The organism is Kineosporia mesophila, assembly GCF_021129235.1.
Classification (GTDB): Bacteria; Actinomycetota; Actinomycetes; order Actinomycetales; family Kineosporiaceae; genus Kineosporia; species Kineosporia mesophila.
This window is the reverse complement of record NZ_JAJOMA010000025.1, coordinates 85,275-110,083: the sequence shown is the minus strand read 5'-3', so window position 1 is coordinate 110,083 and position 24,809 is coordinate 85,275. Positions and strand designations below refer to the sequence as shown.

General features: G+C 69.7%; 21 protein-coding genes and 1 pseudogene. 10 read left to right on the top strand and 12 right to left on the bottom strand.

Annotation, left to right across the window (positions count from 1 at the left end):
* Nucleotides 1-225: 225 nt before the first annotated feature.
* Both miaB and LR393_RS28130 read right to left on the bottom strand, forming a co-directional pair.
* The gene (gene miaB, locus LR393_RS28135) at nt 226-1,752 is read right to left on the bottom strand and encodes a tRNA (N6-isopentenyl adenosine(37)-C2)-methylthiotransferase MiaB (protein WP_231487914.1); all 1,527 of its coding nucleotides are present in this window, start codon (nt 1,750-1,752) and stop codon (nt 226-228) included.
* A 42-nt stretch (nt 1,753-1,794) separates the two neighbouring features.
* Nucleotides 1,795-3,093, bottom strand: coding sequence for an MFS transporter (locus tag LR393_RS28130; RefSeq protein WP_231487913.1), 1,299 nt, complete (start codon nt 3,091-3,093; stop codon nt 1,795-1,797).
* A gap of 195 nt (nt 3,094-3,288) precedes the next feature.
* On the opposite strand from LR393_RS28130, the gene LR393_RS28125 reads away from it, so the two are divergent.
* On the top strand, nt 3,289-4,254 hold the full coding sequence (locus LR393_RS28125; protein ID WP_231487912.1) for a TAXI family TRAP transporter solute-binding subunit: 966 nt from the start codon (nt 3,289-3,291) through the stop codon (nt 4,252-4,254).
* 6 nt (nt 4,255-4,260) lie between these two features.
* Here the strand turns inward: LR393_RS28125 and LR393_RS28120 are convergent, their stop codons facing one another.
* Together LR393_RS28120 and LR393_RS28115 are read right to left on the bottom strand one after the other, a co-directional pair.
* Entirely contained in the window at nt 4,261-5,775 is a 1,515-nt protein-coding gene (locus LR393_RS28120; RefSeq protein ID WP_231487911.1) for a sensor histidine kinase, read from the bottom strand.
* A gap of 63 nt (nt 5,776-5,838) precedes the next feature.
* Nucleotides 5,839-6,636 carry a response regulator transcription factor gene (locus LR393_RS28115; protein WP_231487910.1) on the bottom strand — a complete coding sequence of 266 codons (798 nt, stop codon included), beginning with the start codon at nt 6,634-6,636 and terminating at the stop codon, nt 5,839-5,841.
* A 218-nt stretch (nt 6,637-6,854) separates the two neighbouring features.
* On the opposite strand from LR393_RS28115, the gene LR393_RS28110 reads away from it, so the two are divergent.
* The 5 genes from LR393_RS28110 to LR393_RS28090 all read left to right on the top strand — a co-directional run bounded on the left by LR393_RS28110 (nt 6,855) and on the right by LR393_RS28090 (nt 10,782).
* Nucleotides 6,855-7,583, top strand: a complete 729-nt coding sequence (locus LR393_RS28110) for an amino acid ABC transporter ATP-binding protein (RefSeq protein WP_231487918.1) — start codon at nt 6,855-6,857, stop codon at nt 7,581-7,583.
* A 36-nt stretch (nt 7,584-7,619) separates the two neighbouring features.
* Entirely contained in the window at nt 7,620-8,540 is a 921-nt protein-coding gene (locus tag LR393_RS28105) for a glutamate ABC transporter substrate-binding protein (protein WP_231487909.1), read from the top strand.
* A gap of 87 nt (nt 8,541-8,627) precedes the next feature.
* Nucleotides 8,628-9,278 (top strand): amino acid ABC transporter permease, encoded by a 651-nt coding sequence (locus LR393_RS28100; protein ID WP_231487908.1) that lies wholly within the window; start codon nt 8,628-8,630, stop codon nt 9,276-9,278.
* Nucleotides 9,275-10,183, top strand: coding sequence for an amino acid ABC transporter permease (locus tag LR393_RS28095; protein WP_231487907.1), 909 nt, complete (start codon nt 9,275-9,277; stop codon nt 10,181-10,183). Before LR393_RS28100 ends, LR393_RS28095 begins: the two co-directional genes overlap by 4 nt.
* Nucleotides 10,184-10,284: 101 nt before the next feature.
* Nucleotides 10,285-10,782 carry a hypothetical protein gene (locus LR393_RS28090; RefSeq protein WP_231487906.1) on the top strand — a complete coding sequence of 166 codons (498 nt, stop codon included), beginning with the start codon at nt 10,285-10,287 and terminating at the stop codon, nt 10,780-10,782.
* Between the two features lie 16 nt (nt 10,783-10,798).
* Here LR393_RS28090 and LR393_RS28085 read toward each other — a convergent pair whose 3' ends face one another.
* On the bottom strand, nt 10,799-11,116 hold the full coding sequence (locus LR393_RS28085) for an AMP-binding enzyme (protein ID WP_231487905.1): 318 nt from the start codon (nt 11,114-11,116) through the stop codon (nt 10,799-10,801).
* A gap of 110 nt (nt 11,117-11,226) precedes the next feature.
* Nucleotides 11,227-11,478, bottom strand: a pseudogene (locus LR393_RS37275) (pyridine nucleotide-disulfide oxidoreductase); the annotation flags it as partial.
* Between the two features lie 126 nt (nt 11,479-11,604).
* On the opposite strand from LR393_RS37275, the gene LR393_RS28080 reads away from it, so the two are divergent.
* Nucleotides 11,605-12,087, top strand: a complete 483-nt coding sequence (locus LR393_RS28080; RefSeq protein ID WP_231487904.1) for a PRC-barrel domain-containing protein — start codon at nt 11,605-11,607, stop codon at nt 12,085-12,087.
* Between the two features lie 507 nt (nt 12,088-12,594).
* Here the strand turns inward: LR393_RS28080 and LR393_RS28075 are convergent.
* The gene (locus LR393_RS28075; RefSeq protein WP_231487903.1) at nt 12,595-13,836 is read right to left on the bottom strand and encodes a RecX family transcriptional regulator; all 1,242 of its coding nucleotides are present in this window, start codon (nt 13,834-13,836) and stop codon (nt 12,595-12,597) included.
* 120 nt (nt 13,837-13,956) lie between these two features.
* Nucleotides 13,957-14,991, bottom strand: a complete 1,035-nt coding sequence (gene recA / locus LR393_RS28070) for a recombinase RecA (protein ID WP_231487902.1) — start codon at nt 14,989-14,991, stop codon at nt 13,957-13,959.
* Nucleotides 14,992-15,518: 527 nt separating this feature from the next.
* Here recA and LR393_RS28065 point away from each other — a divergent pair.
* The gene (locus LR393_RS28065) at nt 15,519-15,968 is read left to right on the top strand and encodes an ankyrin repeat domain-containing protein (RefSeq protein WP_231487901.1); all 450 of its coding nucleotides are present in this window, start codon (nt 15,519-15,521) and stop codon (nt 15,966-15,968) included.
* A gap of 28 nt (nt 15,969-15,996) precedes the next feature.
* Here the strand turns inward: LR393_RS28065 and LR393_RS28060 are convergent, their stop codons facing one another.
* The 3 genes from LR393_RS28060 to LR393_RS28050 are packed head-to-tail and all read right to left on the bottom strand — an operon-like array spanning nt 15,997 to nt 18,569.
* The gene (locus LR393_RS28060; RefSeq protein WP_231487900.1) at nt 15,997-16,836 is read right to left on the bottom strand and encodes an ABC transporter permease; all 840 of its coding nucleotides are present in this window, start codon (nt 16,834-16,836) and stop codon (nt 15,997-15,999) included.
* Nucleotides 16,833-17,591, bottom strand: coding sequence for an ABC transporter permease (locus LR393_RS28055; RefSeq protein WP_231487899.1), 759 nt, complete (start codon nt 17,589-17,591; stop codon nt 16,833-16,835). Before LR393_RS28055 ends, LR393_RS28060 begins: the two co-directional genes overlap by 4 nt.
* 60 nt (nt 17,592-17,651) lie before the next feature.
* Nucleotides 17,652-18,569 carry an ABC transporter ATP-binding protein gene (locus tag LR393_RS28050; RefSeq protein WP_345718592.1) on the bottom strand — a complete coding sequence of 306 codons (918 nt, stop codon included), beginning with the start codon at nt 18,567-18,569 and terminating at the stop codon, nt 17,652-17,654.
* 645 nt (nt 18,570-19,214) lie between these two features.
* Between LR393_RS28050 and LR393_RS28045 the strand changes: the two genes are divergently transcribed.
* Nucleotides 19,215-19,352: a hypothetical protein gene (locus LR393_RS28045; protein ID WP_231487897.1), complete on the top strand. Its 138-nt coding sequence runs from the start codon at nt 19,215-19,217 to the stop codon at nt 19,350-19,352.
* A 32-nt stretch (nt 19,353-19,384) separates the two neighbouring features.
* Here LR393_RS28045 and LR393_RS28040 read toward each other — a convergent pair whose 3' ends face one another.
* Nucleotides 19,385-19,612, bottom strand: a complete 228-nt coding sequence (locus LR393_RS28040; RefSeq protein WP_231487896.1) for a DUF3046 domain-containing protein — start codon at nt 19,610-19,612, stop codon at nt 19,385-19,387.
* Nucleotides 19,613-19,709: 97 nt separating this feature from the next.
* Between LR393_RS28040 and LR393_RS28035 the strand changes: the two genes are divergently transcribed.
* The gene (locus LR393_RS28035; protein ID WP_269327999.1) at nt 19,710-24,797 is read left to right on the top strand and encodes an Lhr family helicase; all 5,088 of its coding nucleotides are present in this window, start codon (nt 19,710-19,712) and stop codon (nt 24,795-24,797) included.
* Nucleotides 24,798-24,809: the final 12 nt, after the last annotated feature.

Genomic DNA, 24,809 nt, shown 5'->3' with positions numbered 1-24,809 from the left:
GATGCTCTGTCCAACCGGATTTCCCAGGCGAACCACGCGAACTCAAACCCTTGCGGGCTGGAACTCGGCAGGTTCTTGAGGAAGTCGACCCGGGACCGGCCACTTTCGTGTCCGTGCCTCCCGCGCTGCCAACATGTAGAACTTTACGTACGCCCGACCACCAGGTCAAATCGACGTGACATCTACTCGCCGACGTACCCCCAAAGGGCTACGCGGTCATGCTGATCAGTCGCGGCGGAGCACCGGGACGCCGAGCGAGACGGGACGCGGGCCGCTACCCGCGGAGGCCGCCGGCGACGGACCGCACGCATCGATCTGACGGCGCTCCCACGCGTCCCCTGATCGGCTCCGACGCACCCGGTAGGCCTCACCCGAGTCGTCGGCGACCAGGTGGTGCGGGGCCCCGTAGGAGATGCGGACCGACACGAAGTCACCCGGGCGCGGCGTCTCGCCGCCCTCGGGCACGGTGAAGTGCACGAGCCGGTTGTCGGGGGCGCGGCCGGACAGGCGCGTGGTGGCGCCGTCCTTCCGCCCCTTGCTCTCCATCACCAGGAGCTCGAGCACCCGCCCCTCCAGCTTGCGGTTCTCCTGCCAGGAGATCTCTTCCTGGAGCTTGAGCAGCCGCTCGTACCTCTCCTGCACGACCTGCTTCGGGAGCTGGTCGGGCAGGGTGGCGGCCGGGGTACCCGGGCGCTGCGAGTACTGGAAGGTGAAAGCCTGTGCGAAACGGGCCTGTTCGACCACGTCGAGCGTGCCCTGGAAGTCTTCCTCGGTCTCCCCGGGGAAACCGACGATGATGTCCGTCGAGATCGCCGCGTGCGGGATCTGCTCGCGCACCCGCTCGAGGATGCCGAGGAACTTCCTCGACCGGTACGACCGCCGCATCTCCTTGAGCATGCGGTCGGAGCCCGACTGCAGCGGCATGTGTAGCTGAGGCATCACGTTGGGGGTCTGCGCCATCGCGTCGATGACATCGTCGGTGAACGCGGCCGGGTGCGGGCTGGTGAAGCGCACCCGCTCCAGCCCCTCGATCGCACCGCAGGCCCGCAGCAGCGCCGCGAAGGCTCCCTTGTCACCGAACTCCACGCCGTAGGTGTTCACGTTCTGCCCGAGCAGTGTCACCTCGACCACGCCCTCGGCGACCAGCGCCTCGACCTCGGCCAGGATCTCGCCCGGACGCCGGTCGCGCTCCTTGCCACGCAGCGAGGGCACAATGCAGAAGGTGCAGGTGTTGTTGCAGCCGACGCTGATCGACACCCAGGCCGCCGCGGCCGACTCGCGCCGGGTGGGCAGGGTCGAGGGGAAGACCTCGAGTGACTCCAGGATCTCGACCTGGGCCGACTCGTTGTGCCGGGCCCGCTCGAGCAGCACCGGCAGCGACCCGATGTTGTGGGTGCCGAAGACGACATCCACCCAGGGAGCCTTCTTCACGATCGTGTCGCGGTCTTTCTGCGCCAGACAGCCACCGACCGCGATCTGCATGCCGGGCTTGCCGGCCTTCACCGGAGCCAGCTGGCCCAGGTTGCCGTAGAGCTTGTTGTCGGCGTTCTCGCGAACCGCGCAGGTGTTGAAGACGACCAGGTCGGCGCCCTCTCCCCCGGGTTCGACGGGGACGTACCCGGCGGCGTCCAGCAGGCCGGACAGCCGCTCCGAGTCGTGCACGTTCATCTGACAACCGAACGTGCGCACCTCATAGGTACGCGTCGTGGTGTCTTCAGCGGACGCGGGGGTCTCGTGTTCGATCGTCGTCATAGCAGGTCAACTCTACGACGCCAGGATGACGGGTGAGTTCCACTACCGGCCGCGGGGGTAACGGTTCAGGACATCCCGCAGCGGGGGCACGACCACACCCTCCTGCGCCATCAGCCGGCGCAGGCCGCGACGGTTGTGCAGGACCCCGGTCACCCCGGCGAGCCAGAGCAGGTAGAAGCTGCAGAACGCGACCCGGAAGGCACCCAGGTCATAGGTCGCGGGGGTACCCGCACCCTGAACGTCCAGCAGCGTCCCGATCATCAGCAGGGCCAGCAGCGAGGCGAAGAACCCGGCGCTGTTGGCGATGCCGGTGGCACTGCTGATCAGATGCGGAGGGTTGGACGTGCGGGCGAAGTCGAGACCCACCAGCGAACCCGGGCCGCCGGCACCCATGCTGACCACCAGCAGGACGAGCAGCCACATCGGCGACGCCCCCGGGTGCGCCAGCACCGCGGCCAGCATGACCGCCTGCCCACCGACGATGCTCAGCACCGCCCACGACCGGCGCAGCGGGTGTCGGCCCACGAACCGGCCGACCAGGAGTCCGGTGGCGGCGTTGGCCAGCACGTAGAGCGTGAGCAGCGCCTGGGCCCGGCCGGTGGACTGGCCCTCCCCCTCCGTCAGGTAGGGAAATCCCCAGAGCAGCGCGAAGACGTTACCGGCGGGCGGGGTGACGAAGTGGGTCCAGAAACCCAGGCGCGTGCCCGGGTTGCTCCACACCTCCCGCAGCTGGTGGCGGACACCCGGGCTGGGAGGCAGGTCGGTCACAACCCTTCCAGGCGGCTCGTTGCGCACGCTCAGGCCCACCGCGAGCGCGGAGACCAGCAGGAGCGCGGCGAGGCCGAGGAAGGCGAAGGACCAGCCGCGGGCGTGGACCAGGGCCAGGAAGGGGACCACGCTGATGATCTGCCCGGACTGGGCGACCAGCCCGGTGACCTGGGTGAGCAGGGGCGCACTGGAGGGTGGGAACCAGGCGATGATCAGCCGGACCACGGAGACGAAGACGGTGGCGTCGCCGGCCCCGACCAGGATCCGGGCGGCGAAGGCCCCGGGCACGCTCTCGGTCAGGGCCAGCAGCGCCTGACCGGAGGCCATCACGAGGAGGCCGACCGTGAGGACCCGGCGCGGGCCGGCCCGGTCGAGGATCACCCCGACGGGCAGTTGCATGGCGCCGTAGACGCCGAGCTGGAGCACGGCGAACGTGGAGAGGGTGGCGGCCGCTACGCCGAACCGGTCGGAGGTCTCGACCGCGACGGCGGACAGGGACGAGCGGCTGGTGATGGCCAGGATGTAGGCCATGACGCCGAGGGACCAGACGAACCAGGCCCGGCTGGTGCTCACGGGACGCGTTTCCTTCAGTGGGACCGGAGGCCGGTGTTCCCGTCGTCCCCACGGCACACGACCGGAACGACAAGACGTCCCCGGCCCGTACCCCCATGTTGTACCGCACCGGATGCTCGCCCCGTTCGGCGTGCCAGATGTTTCGGGCGGATTGCGAGGTGGATCCACGCTGAGGGGATCAGGCATGGTGGGGCGATGCGGCAGGCCCGGGCACTCGTTCTCGCGGTGCTCCTCGTGCTGCCCCTGGCCTGTTCGGCGTCCGGCAGTGAGCAGGCCCGCAGCGACGGTGAGCCGGTCGCCGACCGGATCGTGATCACCGCGGGCACCACGGCCGGTGTCTACTACGCCTGGGCGACGGCGCTGAAGGAGCAGCTGAAGAAGGCGCACCCCTCGCTGGACGTGGTGGTGCTGCCCTCGTCGGGCAGCATCGAGAACCTGTCCCGGCTCAGTGCGGGCACGGCCGATCTGGCGGTGAGCGCGGGGGACGCGGCCGAGAACCGCAACGGGGTGGGGGCCGCCGACGACGTGAGCAATGATGTGCCGCTGCGGGCGATCGCCCGGATCTACGACGACTACTACCACGTGGTCGTGCCCGCCGGATCGTCGTTGCGGACGTTCTCGGACCTGGCCGGGAAGAAGGTGGCCGTCGGTGACCCGGGCTCGGGCACGGCACTGATCGCGCGGCGGCTGCTCGGGCTGGCGGGGATCACGGTGAAGGAGAAAGGGCTGGGGATCGTCGACGGTCTGGGCGCCCTGCGCGACGGGGAGGTGGACGCGGTGTTCTGGTCGGGCGGTGTGCCCACGACTGCGGTCGAGAACGCCCGGCGCACCACCCCGTTGCGCCTGATCGGACTGGACGACCTGCCGCGCCGGATGCGGGCCACGTACGGCTCCGTCTACCGGCCCGCGGCGATCCCGCCCGGTCGCTACGGCATCTCCGAGCAGGTCGACACGCTCGCCCTGGCCAACATGCTGGTGGCCCGGGCGGACGCGGACGACGACCTGGTCACGGCGGTGATCTCGACGATCTTCGAGCACCGGGAGGCGATCGCGCGGGCGGCCCCGGCGGCGAACCAGACCGATCTACGCTCGGCCATCCTCACCGGGAGGCTGGATCTGCACCCGGCGGCGGTCGCGTACTACCGACGGCAGAAGCTCTAGCCGGTCTCAGCGGGGTCCGGGCACCGGCGGCAGCCAGAGCGTCACGCGCAGGCCGCCCTCCTCCCCCGTGTCCACCTCCATCGTGCCGTGATGGCGTTCCACCAGTGTCTTCGCGATCGACATGCCCAGCCCGGTGCCCTCCTGCCCGGCGTCCTGCGAGCGCCAGAACCGGTCCGACACCCGGGGCAGATCCTCGGCCGCCACCCCGGGTCCGTCGTCGGTCACCGTCACCAGCACCCCGTCGTCCACCGGTCGCGGTGGGTTCGGGGGGTCGGTCACCAGCGCCAGAACAGAGGACGAACCGGGCCCGGCGAGCGGGACCGGCGGCGGTTCTGGAGGAGTCGGGGGGAACAGGGCCACAGGACGCACGTCGACCGTGACGGTGCCACCTTCCGGTGAGTACTTGAGGGCGTTGTCGAGCACGGCGTCCAGCGCCCCCGCCAGGGCCCCGGCGTCGTGCTGGGCGCGGGCGTGCGCGATTCCCCGCCGCACCAGATGGATGTCGCGACGGTCGGCGACGACCATCCAGAAGGCCAGCCGCTCGTCCACCACCGCGGCGGCGTCGAGCAGGACGGCGGGGGCGCCGGCGTTCTCGACCGTGGCGAGCGCGAGCATCCGGTCGAGGGTGCCGGCCAGGTGCTTGCCGTCGGCCAGGGCCCGTTCCATCGCCTCGGTCTGCCGGGCCGGTGAGGTGCCGGGCATCCCGGCGGCCAGGTTCAGCGCCTCCAGCCGCATGAGCAGCGCGGCGAGCGGGTTGCGCAGCTGGTGGCTGGCGTCGGCGACGAAGGCGCGCTGGGCCTCGACGGCGCCCTGCACGTGCACCGCCATCTCGTTGAAGGAGGTCTCCAGACGGCGCAGTTCCGGAGGGCCGGAGCCGGTGGGCACCCGGGCGGAGAGGTCGCCGGCGGAGATCTGGTGCGCGGCCTCGTCCAGGCGCCCGACCGGTTTGAGCAGCCGGCGGGCCAGCCGGTCGGCCAGCGCAACCGCCCCGATCATGGCGACCAGTTCCAGGGCGATCAGGATCGACCAGCGTTGCAGTACCCGGTTCGCGGCCCGGTCCACCGGCGAGACGCTCACCACCGCACCCACGACGTCCCCGTCGCGCACCACCGGCTGGGCGGCCACCAGGGGCTCGTCGTCCCAGGGCTGGATCTGGTCCCACACCTCGGTGAGCCGGCCGGACAGGGCCGTGTCGAGGGCGGCGTCCTCCGCCGGGTTCAGCGCGGTGGTGGGGTCGTCGTGGCCGCTGAACCGGGGCCGCCGGGCGGCGTCGTACACGGTCACCGAGATGCCGTAGAGCTCCTCGTAGCGGTTCAGGTCCCGCTCGAGGGTCTGTACCTCGACGTCACCGGCGTCCGGGGCGAACGGCACGGTGCTGACGAACAACGACAGGTCGGCCATCCGGTCGGTGTGCAGGGTCCGCGCCTCGTCGGAGGCGATACCGGTCATCAGCGGCACCCCCAGGGATGCGAGCACCACACCCATCAGCAACAACAGCAGAGCGGAGAGACGTGTCCTCATCGAGGAGCCGAGCTGTGCATGATCACGACCAGAACCTTGCTGCGCCAGATGTTTGCCGGATGCTCAGGACCAGGTGCTGCTCGCGGCACCGATCGCCAGACGGTAGCCCACCCCGCGCACCGTCTCGATCAGGCCCGGTGACTTGGTCTTGGACCGCACCGCGGCCACGTGCACCTCCAGCGTGCGGCCCAGGCCGTCCCAGGTGGACTGCCAGACCTCGCTGATGATCTGTTCCCGCCGGAACACCACACCCGGGTGCCGGGCCAGGAGCGCCAGCAGGTCGAACTCCTTGCGGGTCAGGGCGATGGCCTTCCCTCCCCTGACCACCGTGCGGCTACTGACGTCGATGACGACCTCCTCCGCGGACAGCGGCGGGGTCTCCTCGGCCGGCTGCGCGTCGTCGGTCGTGTGCATCGTCCGCAATTCGGGCTCGTAGGCCACCGGATCCACCACCCCCGAGCCCCCCGTGGCCCCCGGGGCCCCGACCCCGGCCACCGCCGGCTCGCGCCGGTGCCGACGGGCGATCGCGTGCAGGCGCGCCAGCAGCTCGCGCACGTCGTACGGCTTCACCAGGTAGTCGTCGGCGCCCAGGTTGAGCCCGTGCACGCGGGCCGTGAGGTCGGAGCGTGCCGTGGCGATGAGGATCGGTACGTCGTGGGTGCGGCGGATCCGGCTGCACACCTCGAAGCCGTCCCGGTCGGGCAGCCCGAGGTCGAGCACGACCGCCTCGGTCTGAGCCGTCAGGCGCGCGAGGGCCTGACGGGCGGTGGTCACGTGCTCGACCTCCATGCCGTGCACCCGCAGCACGTCGGACAACGCGGCACCGAGCCGCGCATCGTCCTCAACCAGAAGCACACGCATCCACCTACCATCGCCCCTTCGGGTGTTTCGTGGAAGTCACGTAATCAGTACGTGACCTCAGAGGATCCTCAATTCACCTTTTCGGTGTACCCCCATCTTCCCTACCTTCCAGACACACCATGCAGGAGGAGGAATCAGCAATGACGGCCGAAAACGTTGCACCGGGCGATGATTCAGCGACACCAAAGAGTGTCAATGAGCCCGGCGACCAGGCGGCACTGGTCAGGCTGACCGGCGTCAACAAGCATTTCGGCGCCCTGCACGTACTGCGCGACATCAATCTCACCGTTACCGCGGGCGAGGTGGTCGTGGTGATCGGCCCGTCCGGTTCGGGGAAGTCGACCCTGTGCAGAACGATTAACCGGCTCGAAACAATCGATGCGGGAACGATCGAGCTCGACGGCAGGCCGCTGCCGGAAGAGGGCAAGGCACTGGCGAACCTCCGGTCCGACGTCGGAATGGTATTCCAGTCGTTCAACCTGTTCGCCCACAAGACGGTTCTCGAGAACGTCACGCTGGGGCCGATCAAGGTGCGCAAGGCCAGGAAGGCCGACGCCGAGCAGCAGGCCCTGGCCCTGCTCGAGCGCGTCGGCGTGGCCACTCAGAAGGACAAGTACCCGGCCCAGCTCTCGGGCGGCCAGCAGCAGCGCGTGGCGATCGCCCGGGCCCTGGCGATGAAACCGAAGGTGATGCTCTTCGACGAGCCCACCTCCGCGCTCGACCCGGAGATGATCAACGAGGTGCTCGACGTGATGACTTCCCTGGCCAAGGAAGGAATGACGATGGTCGTGGTGACCCACGAGATGGGCTTCGCCCGCCGGGCCGCCGACCGCGTGGTGTTCATGGCCGACGGCCAGATCGTCGAGCAGGCGCCGCCGAGCACCTTCTTCACCAGCCCGAGCAGCGACCGGGCCCGGGACTTCCTCTCCAAGATTCTCACGCACTAAGCATTTTCGACACCAACCAAGAGATTGGCGCACACGATGAAGACCAGCACCCTGCGTTCCACACGCCGCCTGCGCACCGCCAAGGTCGCGGCCGTGGTCGCGGTCGGCGTCCTGGCCCTCACCGCCTGCGGCGGGGGTAGCGACAGCGACGACGACGGCGACGCGGAGGCCACCCAGGCCACTTTCGAGGCCGGCACGACGATGGAGACCCTGCAGAAGGCCGGCAAGATCACCATCGGCACCAAGTTCGACCAGCCCGGCTTCGGTCTCAAGGGCCTGTCCGGCGAACCCGAGGGTTTCGACGTCGAGATCGCCAAGATCATCGCCGAGGGCCTGGGCATCGACGACGACAACATCACCTGGGTCGAGACCCCTTCGGCCGTGCGCGAGACCAAGATCGAGGACGGCGAGGTCAGCCTGGTCGCCGCCACCTACACGATCAACGACGAGCGCAAGAAGCGGATCACGTTCGCCGGTCCGTACTACGAGGCCGGCCAGCAGGTCATGGTCCGCAGCGACGACAGCGCGATCACCGGACCGGAGAGCTTCAAGACGAACGCCGACCTCAAGGTCTGCTCGGTCGCCGGTTCCACCCCCGCCGACAACATCAGCTCGTACCTGGCGAGCAAGAGCCAGCTCACCACCTTCGACGTCTACAGCAAGTGCGCGGACGCCCTGCGCAACAAGCAGGTGGACGCGGTCACGACCGACAATGTCATCCTGCTCGGCCTGGTCGGCGACTCGGACGGCGCCTTCAAGGTGGTCGGCGACACCTTCACCAAGGAGCCGTACGGCATCGGCGTCAAGAAGGGCGACACCGCTTTCTGCCAGTACATCGTCGACACGCTGAAGAAGGCGTCGCAGGACGGCGACTACGAAGAGGCCTGGACCGAGACCGCCGGCAAGGTCGAGGGCTCGACGGTTCCGACCCTGCCCACCGCCGACGCCTGCGCCTGATCGCTCGTGGGCCGGTACCGGGGGCCGCCAGCCCCGGTACCGGCCCGACGGCGCCCGTCGCACGTCCCCTGACTGGAGTCGCTGGTCATGAACGTCATCACTGACAACTTGGACCTGTTCTTCCAGGGATTCCTGAAAACCCTGGGGATCTGCATCATCTGCCTGATCGGGGCACTGATCCTCGGCACGGTAATCGCCGGCTTCCGGGTATCCCCCGTCGCCCCGTTGCGGGGTGTCGGCACGACCTACGTGAACCTGGTGCGCAACTGCCCGCTGACCGTCGTGCTGTTCTTCATCGCGTTCGGTCTGCCGGAGATCGGGATCAACCAGTCGTACTATGTTTTCGGCTGCGCGGCCCTGATCGTCTACACGGCCGCCTTCGTCTGCGAGGCACTGCGCTCCGGCATCAACGCCATCCCGGCCGGCCAGGCCGAGGCGGCCCGGGCCATCGGCCTCACCTTCACCCAGAACCTGGGCTCGATCATCCTGCCGCAGGCGTTCCGCACCGCGATCCCGCCGGTGGGCAGCGTGATCATCGCGATGTTCAAGAACTCGGCCATCCTCGGTGCCTTCGGGGTCAGCGGCGACCTTCTCGGCAACGCGATCCTGCTGACCAGCTCCCGGGGTCAGGACCCGACGGCGGTCTACCTGGGCATCGGCTTCTTCTTCCTGCTGATCACGATCCCGGCCGGTCTGATCCTGCAGTACCTCGAGCGTAAGGCGGTGATCCTGCGATGAGCGATACCAATCTCTCCGTCCTCTACGACGTTCCCGGACCCCGGGCCCGCCGGAGGGCACTGGTCGGCAGCGTCGTCGTCGGGCTGCTCACGCTCGCCGTGCTCTACCTGATCTATGCCCGGCTCGACGACCAGGGACAGTTCGAGAGCGATCGCTGGTCGCCGCTGCTCGACCCGTCCGACGAGAGCTTCCAGGCGGTCTGGAAGCAGCTCGGCACCGGGCTACGCAACACGCTCGTGGGCGCGCTGGTCGCGATCACCCTCTCGGTGGCCATCGGCATCGTCCTCGGGATCGCCCGGGTGATGCTCGGACGTCGATCACGGGTTCCACTGGTCGCCGTGATCGAGTTCTTCCGCGGTCTGCCCGTCGTCGTGCTGATGTACATGGCCTACCAGCTGCTGCCCGACCTCGGCGTCAACTACGAGCCGCTGCCCGGACCGGACGCGTTCTGGTGGATGGTCGTCGGTCTGGTCGCCTACAACTCGGTGATCTTCGCCGAGATCCTCCGGGCCGGGGTCAACTCGCTGCCAGGCGGCCAGCGCGAGGCCGGTCTGGTCATCGGGCTCACCCCGCTGCAGACCATGCGGATGATCCAGCTGCCCCAGGCCTTCCGGACCATGCTGCCGGCCATCATCAGCCAGATGGTCGTCGTGCTGAAAGACACCTCGCTGATCGCCTTCATCGGCGGTTACGAGGAACTGCTGCGCAAGGGCCAGTTCGTCTATCTGAACCTGAAGAATCCGCTGCAGACCCTGCTTTTCGTCGCCATCATCTTCATTGCGGTGAACTTCACGCTGTCCTGGCTGGCGAACCTTGCGCAGCGGCGGATGTCGCGCCGGTCGGCCGGGCGCGGGATAAACCCGATCCACCTCGATCCGGGCAGCGCAGGCAACACCACCCTCTGACCCGATCGGGCGAACACCCCCTGCCAAGGGCGCCGGTGCGCGGGAGACTGGGCTCCTCGCACCGGCGCCCTTCGCAGGGGCGCTCCGGCGAAGGAGGAGCCATGACTCTGACCGGTGAAGAAGTCCGGACGTACGTCGGCCTCACGGTTTTCGACGCCACCGAGATGATGGTGGGCAAGGCCGACGGGATCTGGTTCGACGACGCCACCGGCGTCCCGGCCTGGATGTCGTTCAGCACCAGTTTCTTCGTGGAACGGGACGCCTTCGTCCCGGCCGCGCGGATCACGCCGTTCGCCCGGGGTCTGCTCGTGCCCCTGGTCCGCGACGACATCCGCAACATGCCCCGCATCAAGCCGCGTGACCACGCCCTGTCGGGCGTGCAGGTGGCCCGGCTGCACGAGTTCTTCGGCACCTTCGCGGGCGAGCACCTCACCAGCGCGCACGAGGGCGCGCCCCAGTTCCCGCAGCCGAGCACGGTGCCCGACCCGCACACGCTGTTCAAGGGACGTGCCCACGAAACCGCTTTCGGCACGGGCACTCCCGGCCCCAACGAACCCCACGACGTAACGTTGCAGGGCACCGGCAACCACGCGCCGTAGTCTTCCTCGTTCGTGATCATGCCAACGTTCCCCGGGGAACGTTGGCATGATCACGAACGAGGAGGAGGGGACGATCTCCTGCCGGGCTTTTCCCCGGAGTGTGCGGGAGCCTGTCGATCACGGTGAAAGCACTCGGGACGGACGAGGCCCCCAGATGCCCGCGGACCTCGTCCTCAAGCTCCGACTCGGGCTGCGCACCCGCGGGCTCCCGCAGCACCCGGAAGGCGACCACCGCCTCACCCGTGGTCTCGTCGGGCACACCCACCACATGGGCGCTCACGGCCTCCTGGCTCAGCTGTTCAGTGAGGATGGCCGTGAGTGGTTCCTGGTGCACGGCGGCCCGGTCTCACTCGTTCTCCAGGTTCTCGGCGAGGTGGTGCGTGGCCACCGGCTCGCGGTGGCGGTCGAACCGCACGACAGAGTGCAGGCCGGGAACAGCAGCTCCAGGTCGTTGTCGTCACCGCTGAGGTTCGAGTTCCAGTCCATCCGCAGGTTGAACTCGGGATGCGGCGAGCCGGTGCGTCTCTTGTTGATCGCGATCAGCCGGCGGTGCCGTGGGGAGGTCTCGAAGAAGGTGCCGGGCCCGGGTCATGCCTCCAGCACCAGGTGGTTCCGGCCCGAGCGCTCGAACCCGGCTGCCGGCTCCAGCCCCGCCGGACCCGCTCCGATGATCAGGTAATCGACCGTGCCAGTCATGACTGCGACGGTAGGTCGTTGATCTCAGAGGGATTTCAGCCGTGGCGGTCTCGAGTGGTGTTCCCGGGGTGCCGCAGCAGACTGGGCCTTCCCGGGACTCCCGGGCTGCACGATGAAGGAGGAGACGTGAACCTGAAGCCTCAAGAGGCCCGTGAGCTGGTGGGCCGTCCGATTCACGACGCCCGGGGTGAGCACCTCGGAGACATCAGCGGGGTGTATTTCAACGATTCCGGTCATACCTTCGACTGGCTGTCCATCGTCTCCGGCGACGCGACGGCCTTCGTACCGGCCGGCGGACTCCGCGACGACCAGGATCGGCTGACCCTGCCCTTCTCCGGTGACGTGCTGGACAACCAGCCCCACATCGAGCCGCACGATGGGGCCCTGTCGAATGCGCAGGTGGCGCGGCTGCACGAGTTCTTCCACACCTTTGACGGGCACACCCGCATCACCACCGCGACCGAGGGCGAACCCCTCGTCGCCTCTTCACCGGACGAGGACGTGCCCTTCACCGGGCGAGGCCACGAGGCCGCCTTCGGCACCGGAGCCCCTCGTGCGGACGAACCCCACGACGTGACCCTGCAGGGCAACGGAAACTACGCGCCCTGACCACCCGCCGTACGCGAGCGATGAGGCGAACCGGCCTCATCGCTCGCGGCGGTTTGCCCGTCCATTCCCCGCGCGGTGACCCATCCCCTCCGCGATCATGCGATCCCCCAGCCTTCGGCCGGGGCCCCCAACCCTTTCGTGATCATGCAAAACCTCCCCGAACCCGGTGGGCCAACCCCGTTCGTGAATATGCAGACCCTCCCCGGACGTGGTCGGCCAACGCCGTTCGTGATCATGCAAACCCTTCCGGCATGAGCTATTCACCCTTGCGCGTGATCGGGCAGGCCCTCAGCCCCCGCCGGTAGACACCCTCATTCCCGGGGAACCGGGGGACATCTCCCGACCAAAGGCTGAGGGGTTGCACGATCACGGATGAGGAGGGGGCCATCCCCTTCCGGCGGCCAGGCCAGTGGTCCACGGGCTGGATCCGGCTCAAGCTCTGGGCACTCGCGTCAGCACACCGCGCCTTCGCCGGCTGATTCCACCGAACACAACGGCGATCGGGGCTCAGTCGAAGTCCGGGTGGTCGAACACGCCCTGGGCGCCCAGATCGGCCAGTTCCTCGCGGATGGCCTGATAGGCGACGCCTGAGCTGTATCCCTTGCGGGCGAGCATGCCGGCCAGGCGGCGCAGGCGGCGTTCCGGGTCGTCTTTCGTCATGCTGCGGGCCTTTTTCCGCACGAGTTCGCGGGCCGTGGCGAGCTCGTCGTCGGAGCTGAGGGTGTCGAGTGCCTCGCGGGCCGTCTCCTCGGCGACGCCCTTCTGCCGCAGCTCGTAGGCCAGCGCACGTTTGGCCAGCCCTCGCCCGGTATGCCGGTTCTCGACGTACTGGTGGGAGAAGGCCGCGTCGTCCACCAGATCGACCTCTTCGAACCGGTCGAGCACCGCAGCCGCGACGTCGTCGGGAATCTCCTTCTGCACCAGCACTTTCGCCAGTTGCGCACGGGTGCGTGGACCGGCCGAGAGCTGCTTGAGCAGGATCTCCCGGGCCTCTTCCGTAGGGTCGGCCGGCGGTCGGGCCCGACGGGTCTTCCCGGCACTACCGTCGACCTCGTCGGAACCCTCGGGACCAGCGTCCCGGTCCCGCGACGCCCCCGGCCGGCCGAAACCACCGCCGCGGTTCAGACCGCCACGTCGCCCGAAGCCTCCCCCGGAGGGACCACGGCGCGAGCGACCCCGACCCGGGGACCCCTGGTCCGGACCGTCACGATCCGAAGCGTCACGCCCTGAAGAGTCACCCTCTGAAGAGTCACCCTCTGAAGAGTCACGGTCGAAGGCATCGCGGTCGGAGTCACGGCCCCGGGAACCCCGGCCGGAAAAACCGCGACCGCCCGAAGCCGTTCGGCCCCCGCGGGTCCTGCCCTCGGATCCCTGGCCGGCACCACCGCCGCGAGTACCCGCCGGATCATCGTCCGTGACCTGGCCGGCCCGAGGCACCCAGTCGGGGTTGGACCACTGCGGCTGGGACTCCGGCCCGGTGGTGGCCTGACCGGGATCGTCGCTACTGGCCGGGGCTTCACGCCACTCGGCTTCCTTCTGGGCGATCATGTCGCGCAGGTCGTGCTGGTTCAGCTTCGTGCCGTCGAGACTGACGACCTCGCTGCCGGAAGCATCGTTTTTCGTGGCGCTCTTCCCTGCGCCGCGTTTCGCGGTGCCGGCCTGACGGCCGGAGAAGAGATCGTGGACAGACGCCAGTCCCGAGGTGCCCCCCTCCGGGACACCCCGGGACCGTCGCTGGTCTTCGGTCATGCCTACTTCACCTTTTCTGACCCCGGAGGGTCGGGAGGTGCGCCCAATGATGGGCCCGCCCAGGGTTCCGACCGGTACCGGAGGAGGTCGGCCGGAACCCTGGGCGTGCTGTCAACGGGATCAGAAGCTGACCGCGACCTCGGCGGGGGCGTCCACCTTTGCGCCCACACCAAGCTTTTCCTTGATCTTCTTCTCCAGCTCGTTCGCCAGGTCGGGGTTGTCGCGCAGGAACCCGCGCGCGTTCTCCTTACCCTGGCCGAGCTGGTCGCCCTCGTACGTGTACCAGGCGCCCGACTTACGGATGAACGAGTGCTCGACGCCCATGTCGATCAGGCCTCCCTCACGGGAGATGCCCTGGCCGTAGATGATGTCGAACTCGGCCTGCTTGAACGGCGGGCTCATCTTGTTCTTGACGACCTTGACCCGGGTGCGGTTACCGACAGCGTCGGTACCGTCTTTCAGGGTCTCAATGCGACGGACGTCGAGCCGGACCGAGGCATAGAACTTCAGCGCCTTACCACCGGTGGTGGTCTCGGGAGACCCGAACATCACACCGATCTTCTCGCGCAGCTGGTTGATGAAGATCGCGGTGGTGCCCGAGTTGTTCAGCGCACCGGTGATCTTCCGCAGAGCCTGCGACATCAGGCGGGCCTGCAGACCGACGTGGCTGTCACCCATCTCGCCCTCGATCTCGGCCTTCGGCACCAGGGCCGCAACGGAGTCGATGACGATGATGTCGAGCGCGCCGGAGCGGACCAGCATGTCCGCGATCTCCAGCGCCTGCTCACCGGTGTCGGGCTGGGAGACCAGCAGGGCGTCGGTGTCGACACCGAGCTTCTCCGCGTAGGCCGGGTCGAGGGCGTGCTCGGCGTCGATGAAGGCGGCGATACCCCCGGCGCGCTGGGCGCTGGCCACGGCGTGCAGGGCCACGGTCGTCTTACCGGACGATTCCGGGCCGTAGATCTCGACCACACGGCCGCGCGGCAGGCCACCGATGCCGAGGGCGATGTCGAGCGCGATGGAGCCGGTCGGAATGATCTCGATGGGGGGACGCGTGTCGTCGCCGAGACGCATCACCGAGCCCTTGCCGAACTGCCGGTCGATCTGGGCAAGAGCGGCTTCGAGAGCCTTTTCACGGTCCGCGGGAGCGGGCATGGAGGTTCACCTCACAGTCGGCCGGCTTCGCGAGGTGTCGCGGTGCGCCGGGGTTCTTCGCGTCGGTGGAGACGCTAGACGCGACCACCGACAATCTTCGCCGAGTAACTTCGCCCTGTGGAAAACCGGGCACTCGATGCACCGGTGGAAAGCACGATCCTCGTCGACCCACGCCCACCGGAACACGGGGACTCTATCCGAACAAGTGTTCGGACGAACACCTCGACACGCCCAGCGATCGAGCCGTCACGCGAACCAGGCAAATGCGCGAAAACGCCCACATTGCATTCGCGGCCAAGGAACTCGGGGACCTGGAATTTTAACTCTCTGCAATCGCAGCCCAACACGTTGAGTGATCACGGAACGCACGCGGAACAGGCCCCAAAGTCATGCCACTCTCGCCCCGTAGTTCCCCACCGACCCAGCATCATCACTGGCCAAGACAAGGATGACAAATTCAGGAACACGGAGTGACACATGCTTCTAAGGGGTGGCGACGGACGTTACTTAGAGGCACAATGACGGACATGATCGATGCTCTCCGCGAAACCGACGAGTTCGGGCGTTCCCCGCTCCACTACGCCGCTGCTGACGGCGATGCCGCCGAGGTGGCGCGTCTCCTGGCCGAGGGTGCCGACCCGAGCCAGCCCGACGCCGTCCGCTTCACGCCGCTGCACTTCGCCGCCCAGGAGCAGCACCCCGAGGTGATCGCCCTGCTGATCGCCGCCGGGTCCGCCACCACGGCGACCGACCGCTGGGGCAACACCCCGCTGTGGCGCGCGATCTTCACCGCGCACGGGCAGCGCGCGGCCGCGAACGCCCTGCTGGCCCACGGCGCCGACCCGGACGCCGCCAACTCCACCGGCATCAGCCCGCGCCGTCTCGCGCAGCGCATGGGCCTGGGCGAGCTGACCAGCACCCGGGTCACCAGCAGCCCGCCCACCGGTTCGTTCGCCCTCCCCCGTCAGCGCGACTGAGCTGTCCCGGTCCATCACCAGCACCGGGTCAGGACAGCAGTAACCGCTCCAGCCGACGGCCGGCCATCAACAACCCGGCCGTACCCAGCACCAGCAGGTACAGCACGTGCACGACCGCCGATGCGTCCATCGTGCCGAGCACCAGCGCCCGCTCCAGCTCAACCCCGTGATAGAGCGGGGTGAGCTGAACGAGCACGCCGAAGGGCTGCGGGTAGGTGGAGAGCGGATAGAAGGTGGTGCTCAGCAGGAGCAACGGCAGCACCACGAGGTGCACCAGGTCGAAGTCCTGCCACGAGCGCATGAACGTGGTCGCCGCCATGCCCGCCCCGGCGAAGGCCAGCCCGACGAGCGTGGCCGCCGGTACCGCCAGTACCGCCCACCACGACTGCACATAGCCGGCCACCAGCAGGATCAGCAGGAACGCCGTGGCGTAGCCCGCTCCCCGCAGCAGTGCCCAGCAGATCTCCCCCGCCGCCACCGCGCGTGGCCCCAGAGGTGTGGCGAGCATGCCGTCGTAGACCCGCGCGTATTTGAGTTTCCAGAACACGTTGAACGTCGAGTCCGCCACCGCACCGTTCATGGCCGAGGCCGCGAGCAGCGCGGGTGCGATGAACTCCTGATAACTGAACGACTTCCCCCCGTACTCCACGCCTCCCACCAGCACACCGATGCCGGTACCCAGGGAGAGCAGGTAGAAGAGCGGCTCGAAGAACCCGGACAGCAGCACCGGCAGTCCCCGCCGGGCGGCCAGTCCGTTGCGCGCGACCACGGACCCGGCCCCACGGAACTGCCCGAATTCCGCCGCCAGCCGGTATGCCCAGCCCGCCGCCTGCTCCTGGTCCGCCGACGCGTCCGCGAGCGCACTCACGACAGCAGCATCTTCCGGTAGGAGCGCAGGGCGAGCGCGTAGCCGCCCACCACCCACACCAGCAGGTAGACGAGGTGACCCACCGATCCGAGCAGACCGGCGTCCCCCATGGAAAGTCCGCGACAGAGCTGTGTTCCGTGCCACAGCGGGGTGAGCCAGGCGAGGAACTCCACGGCCGCCGGAAGCTGGCTGACGGGGAAGAAGGTGCCCGCGAAGAGGAAGAGCGGGGTCATCACGAAGCGCACGAGCATCGAGAAGTCGGTGTCGGACTCCCGGGTGACGGCGAAGGCGATGAGCGGGGCGGCGTGGGCCAGGCCGGTGAGCACCGCGGCCGGCACGGCGAGAACCACCCAGGCCGAACCGAAGGCGCCGAACAGCGCACCGATCAACACGAACGCGACGGCCCCCAACGTCAGGCGGAACACGATGAACAGCAGGTGCCCGGTGACGATGTCGGGCATGGTCAGCGGGGAGGCCGCCTGGGCGTGGTAGTGGCCGTTCCATTTGCGGCTGGACAGGATCGGCCAGGTCGACTCACTGAACGCGCTCTGCATCGCGGCCCCGGCGAGGATGCCCGGCGCAACGAACGCCAGGTAGGAGACATCACCGAGCCCACCGGCCCGGTCGGTGTCCACCAGACTCCCCAGCCCCGCGCCGAATGCCCCCAGAAACACCAGGGGCATCACGAAGGCGGTCACCGCACTGGATCGCCAGGTACGCCGGTAGGCGCGCAGCCAGTATTCCAAGGCCGCCATCGATCGTGAGAAATCGCCCAAAGGCGGGACTTTCAGTGTTGTCGTGGTCATGGCACCCCCTCAGCCGGCCAGCGAACGGCCGGTCAGCTGCAGAAAGACGTCTTCCAGCGAACTGCGCCGGACCAGCACCGACACCGGGCGGTCCGGGCTCTGATCGACGATCCGGGAGACCGCGTCACCGTCGTGGGTGTAGATCAGCAGCCGATCGGGAAGCACTTCCACCCGCTCGGCCAGATCGCCGAGATCCAGCTGGTCACGGTGCGGTTCGAGATCGAAGTCGGGGTACCGCACCTCCACCACCTCACGGCTGGAGTAGCGCTCGATCAGTTCCCGGGGCGAGCCCTCCGCCACGATCCGGCCGCCGTCCATGACCACCAGGCGGTCGCACAGCTGCTCCGCCTCGTCCATGTAGTGCGTGGTCAGCACCAGCGTGACGCCCTGCTGCTTGAGCCGGTAGAGCCGGTCCCAGAGCACGTGCCGGGCCTGCGGGTCGAGGCCGGTGGTGGGCTCGTCGAGCAGCAGGATCTCGGGGGCGTTGATCAGCGCGCGGGCAATCGTCAGCCGGCGTTTCATCCCTCCCGAGAGCGGTTCCACCGGACTGTCGGCCCGATCGCTGAGCTGGGCGAACCGCAGCAGCTCATCGGCGCGCCCCGCGACCACCGAGCGGGACAGCCCGAAGTACCGGCCGTACACCAGCAGGTTCTCGCGGACCGTCAGTTCCTCGTCGAGCAGGTCTTTCTGCGGCACCACCCCGAGCCGTCCGCGGATCGCCGGGCCGTCGGCCTCAGGATCCATCCCGAACAGCGTCAGCGACCCTTCCGTCAGCGGCGAGACACAGCCGATCATGCGCATGGTCGAGCTCTTGCCGGCCCCGTTCGGGCCGAGGAAACCGAAGGCCTCCCCGCGGCGCACGTCGATGTCGATACCGTCGACGGCGACGAAGTCGCCGAACTCCTTGGTCAGGCCGCGAGCACTGATGAGAACGTCCGGATCGGAATCGGTTTCCGGCTGGTGGGCGCGTGCGCGGGCCGCCTCACCCCCGTCGGTCCGATGAGGGACGCGTTTCCTCACGGTCACATCGTCGGGCTCACCTTCGGTCGTCGAACGGGGGACGCTTGCCCGCCCGATCACACGGTCAGGCCCACCTTCGGCCGTCGAACGGGGGACGCTTGCCCGCCCGATCACACGGTCAGGCCCACCTTCGGCCGCCGAACGGCGAACGTCCTCCCGCCCGGTCACGCCCCCAATCCCACCTTCGTCGCTCCGGCGAGAGACGCCGACCCGCCCGGTCACGTCGCCGGGTCCACTCTCGCCAGGCGGCTGAGGGATCCGGGCCGACCCAGATGCATCTTCCGGTCCGTGCCCGTGGTCCGACCGGGTGGCGTCGGCATCCGGCTGCCGCAGAACGTGATTCCGATCTGGGGCAGCCGACAGCCGCGGGACGTCCGCGGTCCGGTCGGCCTCTGTGGCTCGCGGTCCGACCGGCCGGCCCGAAGTCCCCGAACTGCCCGGGCTCCCCGAGCGCTGACCGGCCTCCGCCTGGTGACGGGCGCCTGACCGGCCAGAGGACTCCGGCGACCGGGTGGCCTGTGAATTCTCCGGGTGGACGAGGTGCGCCCAGTCATGGTTGTCGTCCGGCTCGGCGACGCCCGCACCGCGGCCGGCGTCGTCCTGCCCCTGACCCGGATCGGCATCATGCACGATCCTCAGGTCGTCCTGCCCCGCCCCTGGCTGGGTGGGCGCCGCGCCGGTCTTCCGTGAACCGGTCGTGGGCCCTTCCCCTGCCCGTCCTGTCATCCCCGGCGGTGCTCCTTCTCGTCCTTGCCCCAACGGCGTTCGCGGGGCACGTCCAGTGAATCGCACAACGCGAACCAGACCTCGCGCACCGGTTCGCCGGCCTCCATGGCCTCCTGAGCCGTCCTGTTGCCCAGCTCCAGCAGCACGTGGTCCCGGACCAGTGTGCGCCCTCCAGCAGCACCGAACTCGCCATCCACCAGTTCCCAGAACTCACTCTCGCGCACCTCACGAGCATGCCACCCGTCCGGCCGGGTGCGCTCCCGACAGCCCTGCCCACCCCACCCTGGGCGTCCATTTCAGGGGTTCTGACCTGCGGGGACGATGATCGAACCGAAATTGTCGGTGGTCCGTGTGAGGATCCCTGATGTGACGGATCAGGTGCTCGAGCGCTTCTCCCCGGCCACGCGTGCGTGGTTCACCGGGGCCTTCGCAGCGCCCACGGCCGCCCAGGCCGGGGCGTGGAACGCGGTGAGCGCGGGCCGCCACGCACTGGTCGTCGCGCCCACCGGTTCCGGCAAGACGCTCTCGGCGTTCCTCTGGGCACTCGACCGGCTCACCTCCACACCCGCCCCCGAAGAGCCCAAGCGGCGCTGCCGGGTGCTGTACGTGTCGCCGCTGAAGGCACTCGCGGTCGACGTCGAGCGCAACCTGCGCTCACCACTGGCCGGCATCCGCCAGGCCGCGGGCCGTCTGGGGCTGCCGCTCCCTGAGGTGAAGGTGGCGCTGCGCTCGGGCGACACCCCGGCCGACGAACGCCGGGCCTTCACGCGCAACCCGCCCGATGTGCTGATCACCACGCCCGAGTCGCTGTTCCTGCTGCTCACCTCGCAGGCCAGGGAGATGCTGACCGGCGTCGAGACCGTGATCATCGACGAGGTGCACGCCGTTGCCGGGTCGAAACGTGGCGCCCATTTGGCACTTTCACTGGAACGACTCGACGCGCTGCTCGATCGTCCGGCCCAGCGGGTCGGGCTGTCCGCCACCGTGCGCCCGATCGAGGAGATCGCCCGGTGGCTGGGTGGGCGCAACCCGGTCGAGATCGTGCAGCCGCCCTCGACCAAGCAGTGGGACCTGAAGGTCGTCGTGCCGGTGGCCGACATGGCCGAGCTCGACAACCACGCGAACGGGGTGCCGGGGGCGGGCGCCGATCCCGGCGACGACCTGACCGGCGCAGCGGCCGGCGCGGCCCGCCGACCGTCGATCTGGCCGCACGTCGAGGAGCGGATCGTCGATCTGATCGCGGAGCACCGCTCCACGCTGGTCTTCGCCAACTCACGGCGGCTGGCCGAACGGCTCACCGCCCGGCTCAACGAGATCTGGACCGAGCGGCTCGCGCTCCAGGCCGGGGAGCCGGGCGCCGGGGAGGCCGCGGATCCGCTGCCCGATCACGGCGCGGTGCGCCCGGCCGAGCTGATGGGCGGGTCGGGTGCCTCGGCCGGGGCCCTTCCGGTGCTGGCGCGGGCCCACCACGGCTCGGTCAGCAAGGAGCAGCGGGCCATCATCGAGGGTGAGTTGAAGGCCGGGCGGCTGCCGGCCGTGGTCGCCACCTCCAGCCTGGAGCTGGGCATCGACATGGGCGCGGTCGACCTGGTCGTGCAGGTCGAGTCGCCGCCCAGCGTGGCCAGCGGCCTGCAGCGCGTGGGCCGGGCCGGGCACCAGGTGGGGGCGGTGTCCCAGGGGGCGCTGTTCCCGAAGTACCGCGGCGACCTGGTGCAGACGGCGGTCGTGGTCGAGCGCATGCGGGAGGGCGCGATCGAGCAGCTCGCCGTGCCCGCCAGCCCGCTCGACGTCCTGGCCCAGCAGATCGTCGCCATGGTGGCGATGGACGAGTGGCCCGTCGCCGAGCTGGAAGAGCTGGTACGCCGGTCGGCGCCCTTCGCCGGGCTCACCCGCGGCGTGCTGGAGTCGGTGCTCGACATGCTGGCCGGCCGCTACCCCAGCGACGAGTTCGCCGAGCTACGGCCCCGGCTCGTCTGGGACCGGCACGGTGACGTGCTCACCGCCCGGCCCGGGGCCCAGCGGCTCGCGGTCACCAGCGGCGGCACGATCCCCGACCGAGGGCTGTTCGGCGTCTTCCTGGCCGGTGGTGACGAGGCCCGCAAGGGGGCCGGGCGGCGGGTCGGCGAGCTGGACGAGGAGATGGTCTACGAGTCGCGTGTGGGTGACGTCTTCACTCTCGGTTCCTCGGCCTGGCGCATCGAAGACATCACCCACGACCGGGTTCTCGTCACCCCGGCACCGGGCCAGCCGGGCCGGCTGCCGTTCTGGAAGGGCGACCAGCAGGGCCGTCCCGCCGAGCTGGGCCGCGCCGTCGGGGCCTACGTGCGCTCGGTCGGCCGGATGAAGGAAGACGCCGCGCGCGAGCGGGTGATGACCTCCGGCCTGGACGAGTGGGCGGCCGACAATCTTCTCGGCTACCTGGCCGAGCAGAAGCAGGCCACGGGTCATCTGCCCGACGACAAGACCATCGTCGTGGAACGCTTCCGCGACGAGATCGGTGACTGGCGGGTGGTGGTGCACTCGCCGTTCGGCGGTCAGGTGCACTCCCCCTGGGCCCTGGCCCTGGCCGCCCGGTTCCGCGAGCGCTTCGGGGTCGATGTGCAGGCCGCGCCGGGTGACGACGGCATCGTGCTGCGCCTGCCCGACATCGAGACCGACGACGGTTCCGCGCCCGACGTCATCGACCTGATCGTGCTCGATCCGGAAGACATCGAGGAGATGGTGACCGCCGAGCTCGGTGGCTCGGCGCTGTTCGCCTCCCGGTTCCGCGAATGCGCGGCGCGGGCCCTGCTGCTGCCCCGTCGTCAGCCGGGCAAGCGCCAGCCGTTGTGGCAGCAGCGTCAGCGCTCGGCCCAGCTGCTCGAGGTCGCCTCCCGGTACGGCAGTTTCCCGATCGTGCTGGAGACCCTGCGCGAGTGCCTGCAAGACGTGTTCGACGTTCCGGGTCTGGAGTCGCTGATGCGCGACGTGCGGGCCCGTTCGGTGAAGGTGCTGGAGGTGACCACGCAGCAGCCGTCGCCGTTCGCGCGCAGCCTGCTGTTCGGTTACGTGGCCCAGTTCCTCTACGAGGGTGACTCGCCGCTGGCCGAGCGCCGGGCCGCGGCCCTGTCCCTCGACCCCGCGCTGCTGGCCGAGCTTCTCGGTCGCGGCGAGGGCGCGTCGCTGCGTGATCTGCTCGACCCGGACGCGTTGCGGCGCACCGAGGAGGAACTGCAGCGTCTGGCCCCGAACCGCCGGGCCCGCACCCTGGAGCAGGTCGCCGACCTGGTCCGGATGATCGGGCCGCTGTCCACCGCCGAGGTGGTCGACCGCACGATCGACGCCGAGGCCTGGGCACTGGTCGAGGCGGGGGCGGCCCTGGAGTCCGCGCCGGGCGAACCGGGCGGACCGGGCTCGCCGGGTGCCCAGGAGGGCTGGGGCGACGACGCGACCGAAGCCGAGATCGCCGCTGCGGGCGGTGATTCCGCTTCTCCGAAAGCCGAACCAGCCTCCCCGGAAGCCGACCCAGCCTCTCCGGGAGCCTTCTCGACCGACGTCGAGAATCCTTCGGCATCAGCGGAATCCAGTGCCGGCGAAGGACTGTTGGCGGGCTCCGTCCCTACGGCGTCGGGACCGGTGGTTCAGCAGCGGACGGTGTCACCACGGGTCCCGACCGCCGATGCGGGTGAGGTGTCGCGCTGGCTCAGTGAGCTCGAGGGTGCGCGGCGGCTGATCCGGGTGCGGGTGGCCGGGGAGGAACGCTGGGCGGCCGTGGAAGACGCGGGCCGCCTGCGCGACGCCCTGGGCACGGCGCTGCCGGTCGGGGTGGCGGAGGTGTTCACCGAGCCGGTGCCTGATCCGCTGGGCGATCTGCTGTCCCGGTACGCGCGCTCGCACGGCCCCTTCACCGCCGGCGACCTCGCGACGCGGCTCGGGCTCGGATCGGTCGTGGTGGTCGACGGCCTGCGCCGGCTCGTCGACAGCGGCCGGCTGGTACAGGGCGAGCTGCGTCCGCTGGAATGCGGTGGCGGGCAGGGCATGGACCACTGCGACGCGGAGGTCCTGCGCACCTTGCGGCGGCGGTCGCTGGCGGCGCTGCGGGCCGAGGTGGAACCGGTGCCCGCGATCGACCTGGCCAGGTTCCTGCCCGGCTGGCAGGGCGTCGGCGGTCGCACCCGGGGCGTGGACGGGGTGATGCGGGCGGTCGAGCAACTGGCCGGGGCCTGGCTCCCGGCCAGCGCCCTGGAGACTCTCGTGATCCCCGGCCGGGTGCCCGGCTACACCCCGTCGATGCTCGACGAGCTGACCTCGGCGGGTGAGGTGGTCTGGGCCGGTCACGGCAGCCTGCCCGGTGACGACGGCTGGGTCTCGCTGCACCCGGCCGACCTGGCGCCGCTCACGCTGGCCGCACCCGACGCCGAGTTCGAGCCCGAAGAGAAGCATCTGGCGGTGCTCGACGCCCTGGCCGGGGGCGGGGCCTACTTCTTCCGCGCCCTCAGCGACGCGGTGGCGAGCACCGACGACCAGCAGCTCACGCAGACCCTGTGGGACCTGGTCTGGGCCGGGCAGATCGGCAACGACACCCTGACCGCGCTGCGGGCGAAACTGGCCGGGGGCAGAACGGCCCACAAGACCCGTCCCAGCGCCCCGCGGGCCCGGTACGGGCGGTACGGCGGTCTGCGCGCGGGCCGGGCCGGGGCGGGAGCCGGGCGGGCCGCGATGCCCAGCCGCACCGGGCCACCGCTCGCCGCCGGGCGCTGGTCGCTGCTGCCCGAACGGGAGGGCGACCCGACCGCCCGGGCCCACGCCCAGGCGGAGGTGCTGCTGGAACGGCACGGGGTGGTCACCCGGGGCGCGGTGATGGCCGAGCGGGTGGCCGGCGGCTTCGCTGCGGCCTACCGGGTGCTGGCCGGGTTCGAGGACGCCGGCCGGGTGCGGCGCGGCTACTTCGTCGAAGGGCTGGGGGCTTCCCAGTTCGCCGGCACCGGAGCGGTCGACCGGCTCCGGGCGTCGGCGCGGCCCACCGGCGAGACGTTCGCCTCCGAGGGCGGGCTGCGCACCGTGGTTCTCGCGGCCGCCGACCCGGCCAATCCGTACGGCGCGGCGCTGCCCTGGCCCGAGCGCCCGGCCGACAACGCCGGGCACCGCCCGGGCCGCAAGGCCGGGTCGATCGTGATCCTGGTCGACGGCGCGCTCACCCTGTACGTCGAGCGCGGCGGGCGGACCCTGCTCTCCTGGACCGACGAGGAAGAGCTGCTCGGCGCGGCCGCCGACGCCCTCGCCCTGGCGGTACGGGAGGGTGCCCTCGGTCGATTGACTGTCGAGAAGGCCGACGGAGAAGGAGTTCTCAGCCGCGACAATCCCCTCTCCCTGGCCCTGGAACAGGCCGGCTTCCGGGCGACCCCCCGGGGGCTACGACTGAGGGCGTGAGAAGTGGCGATC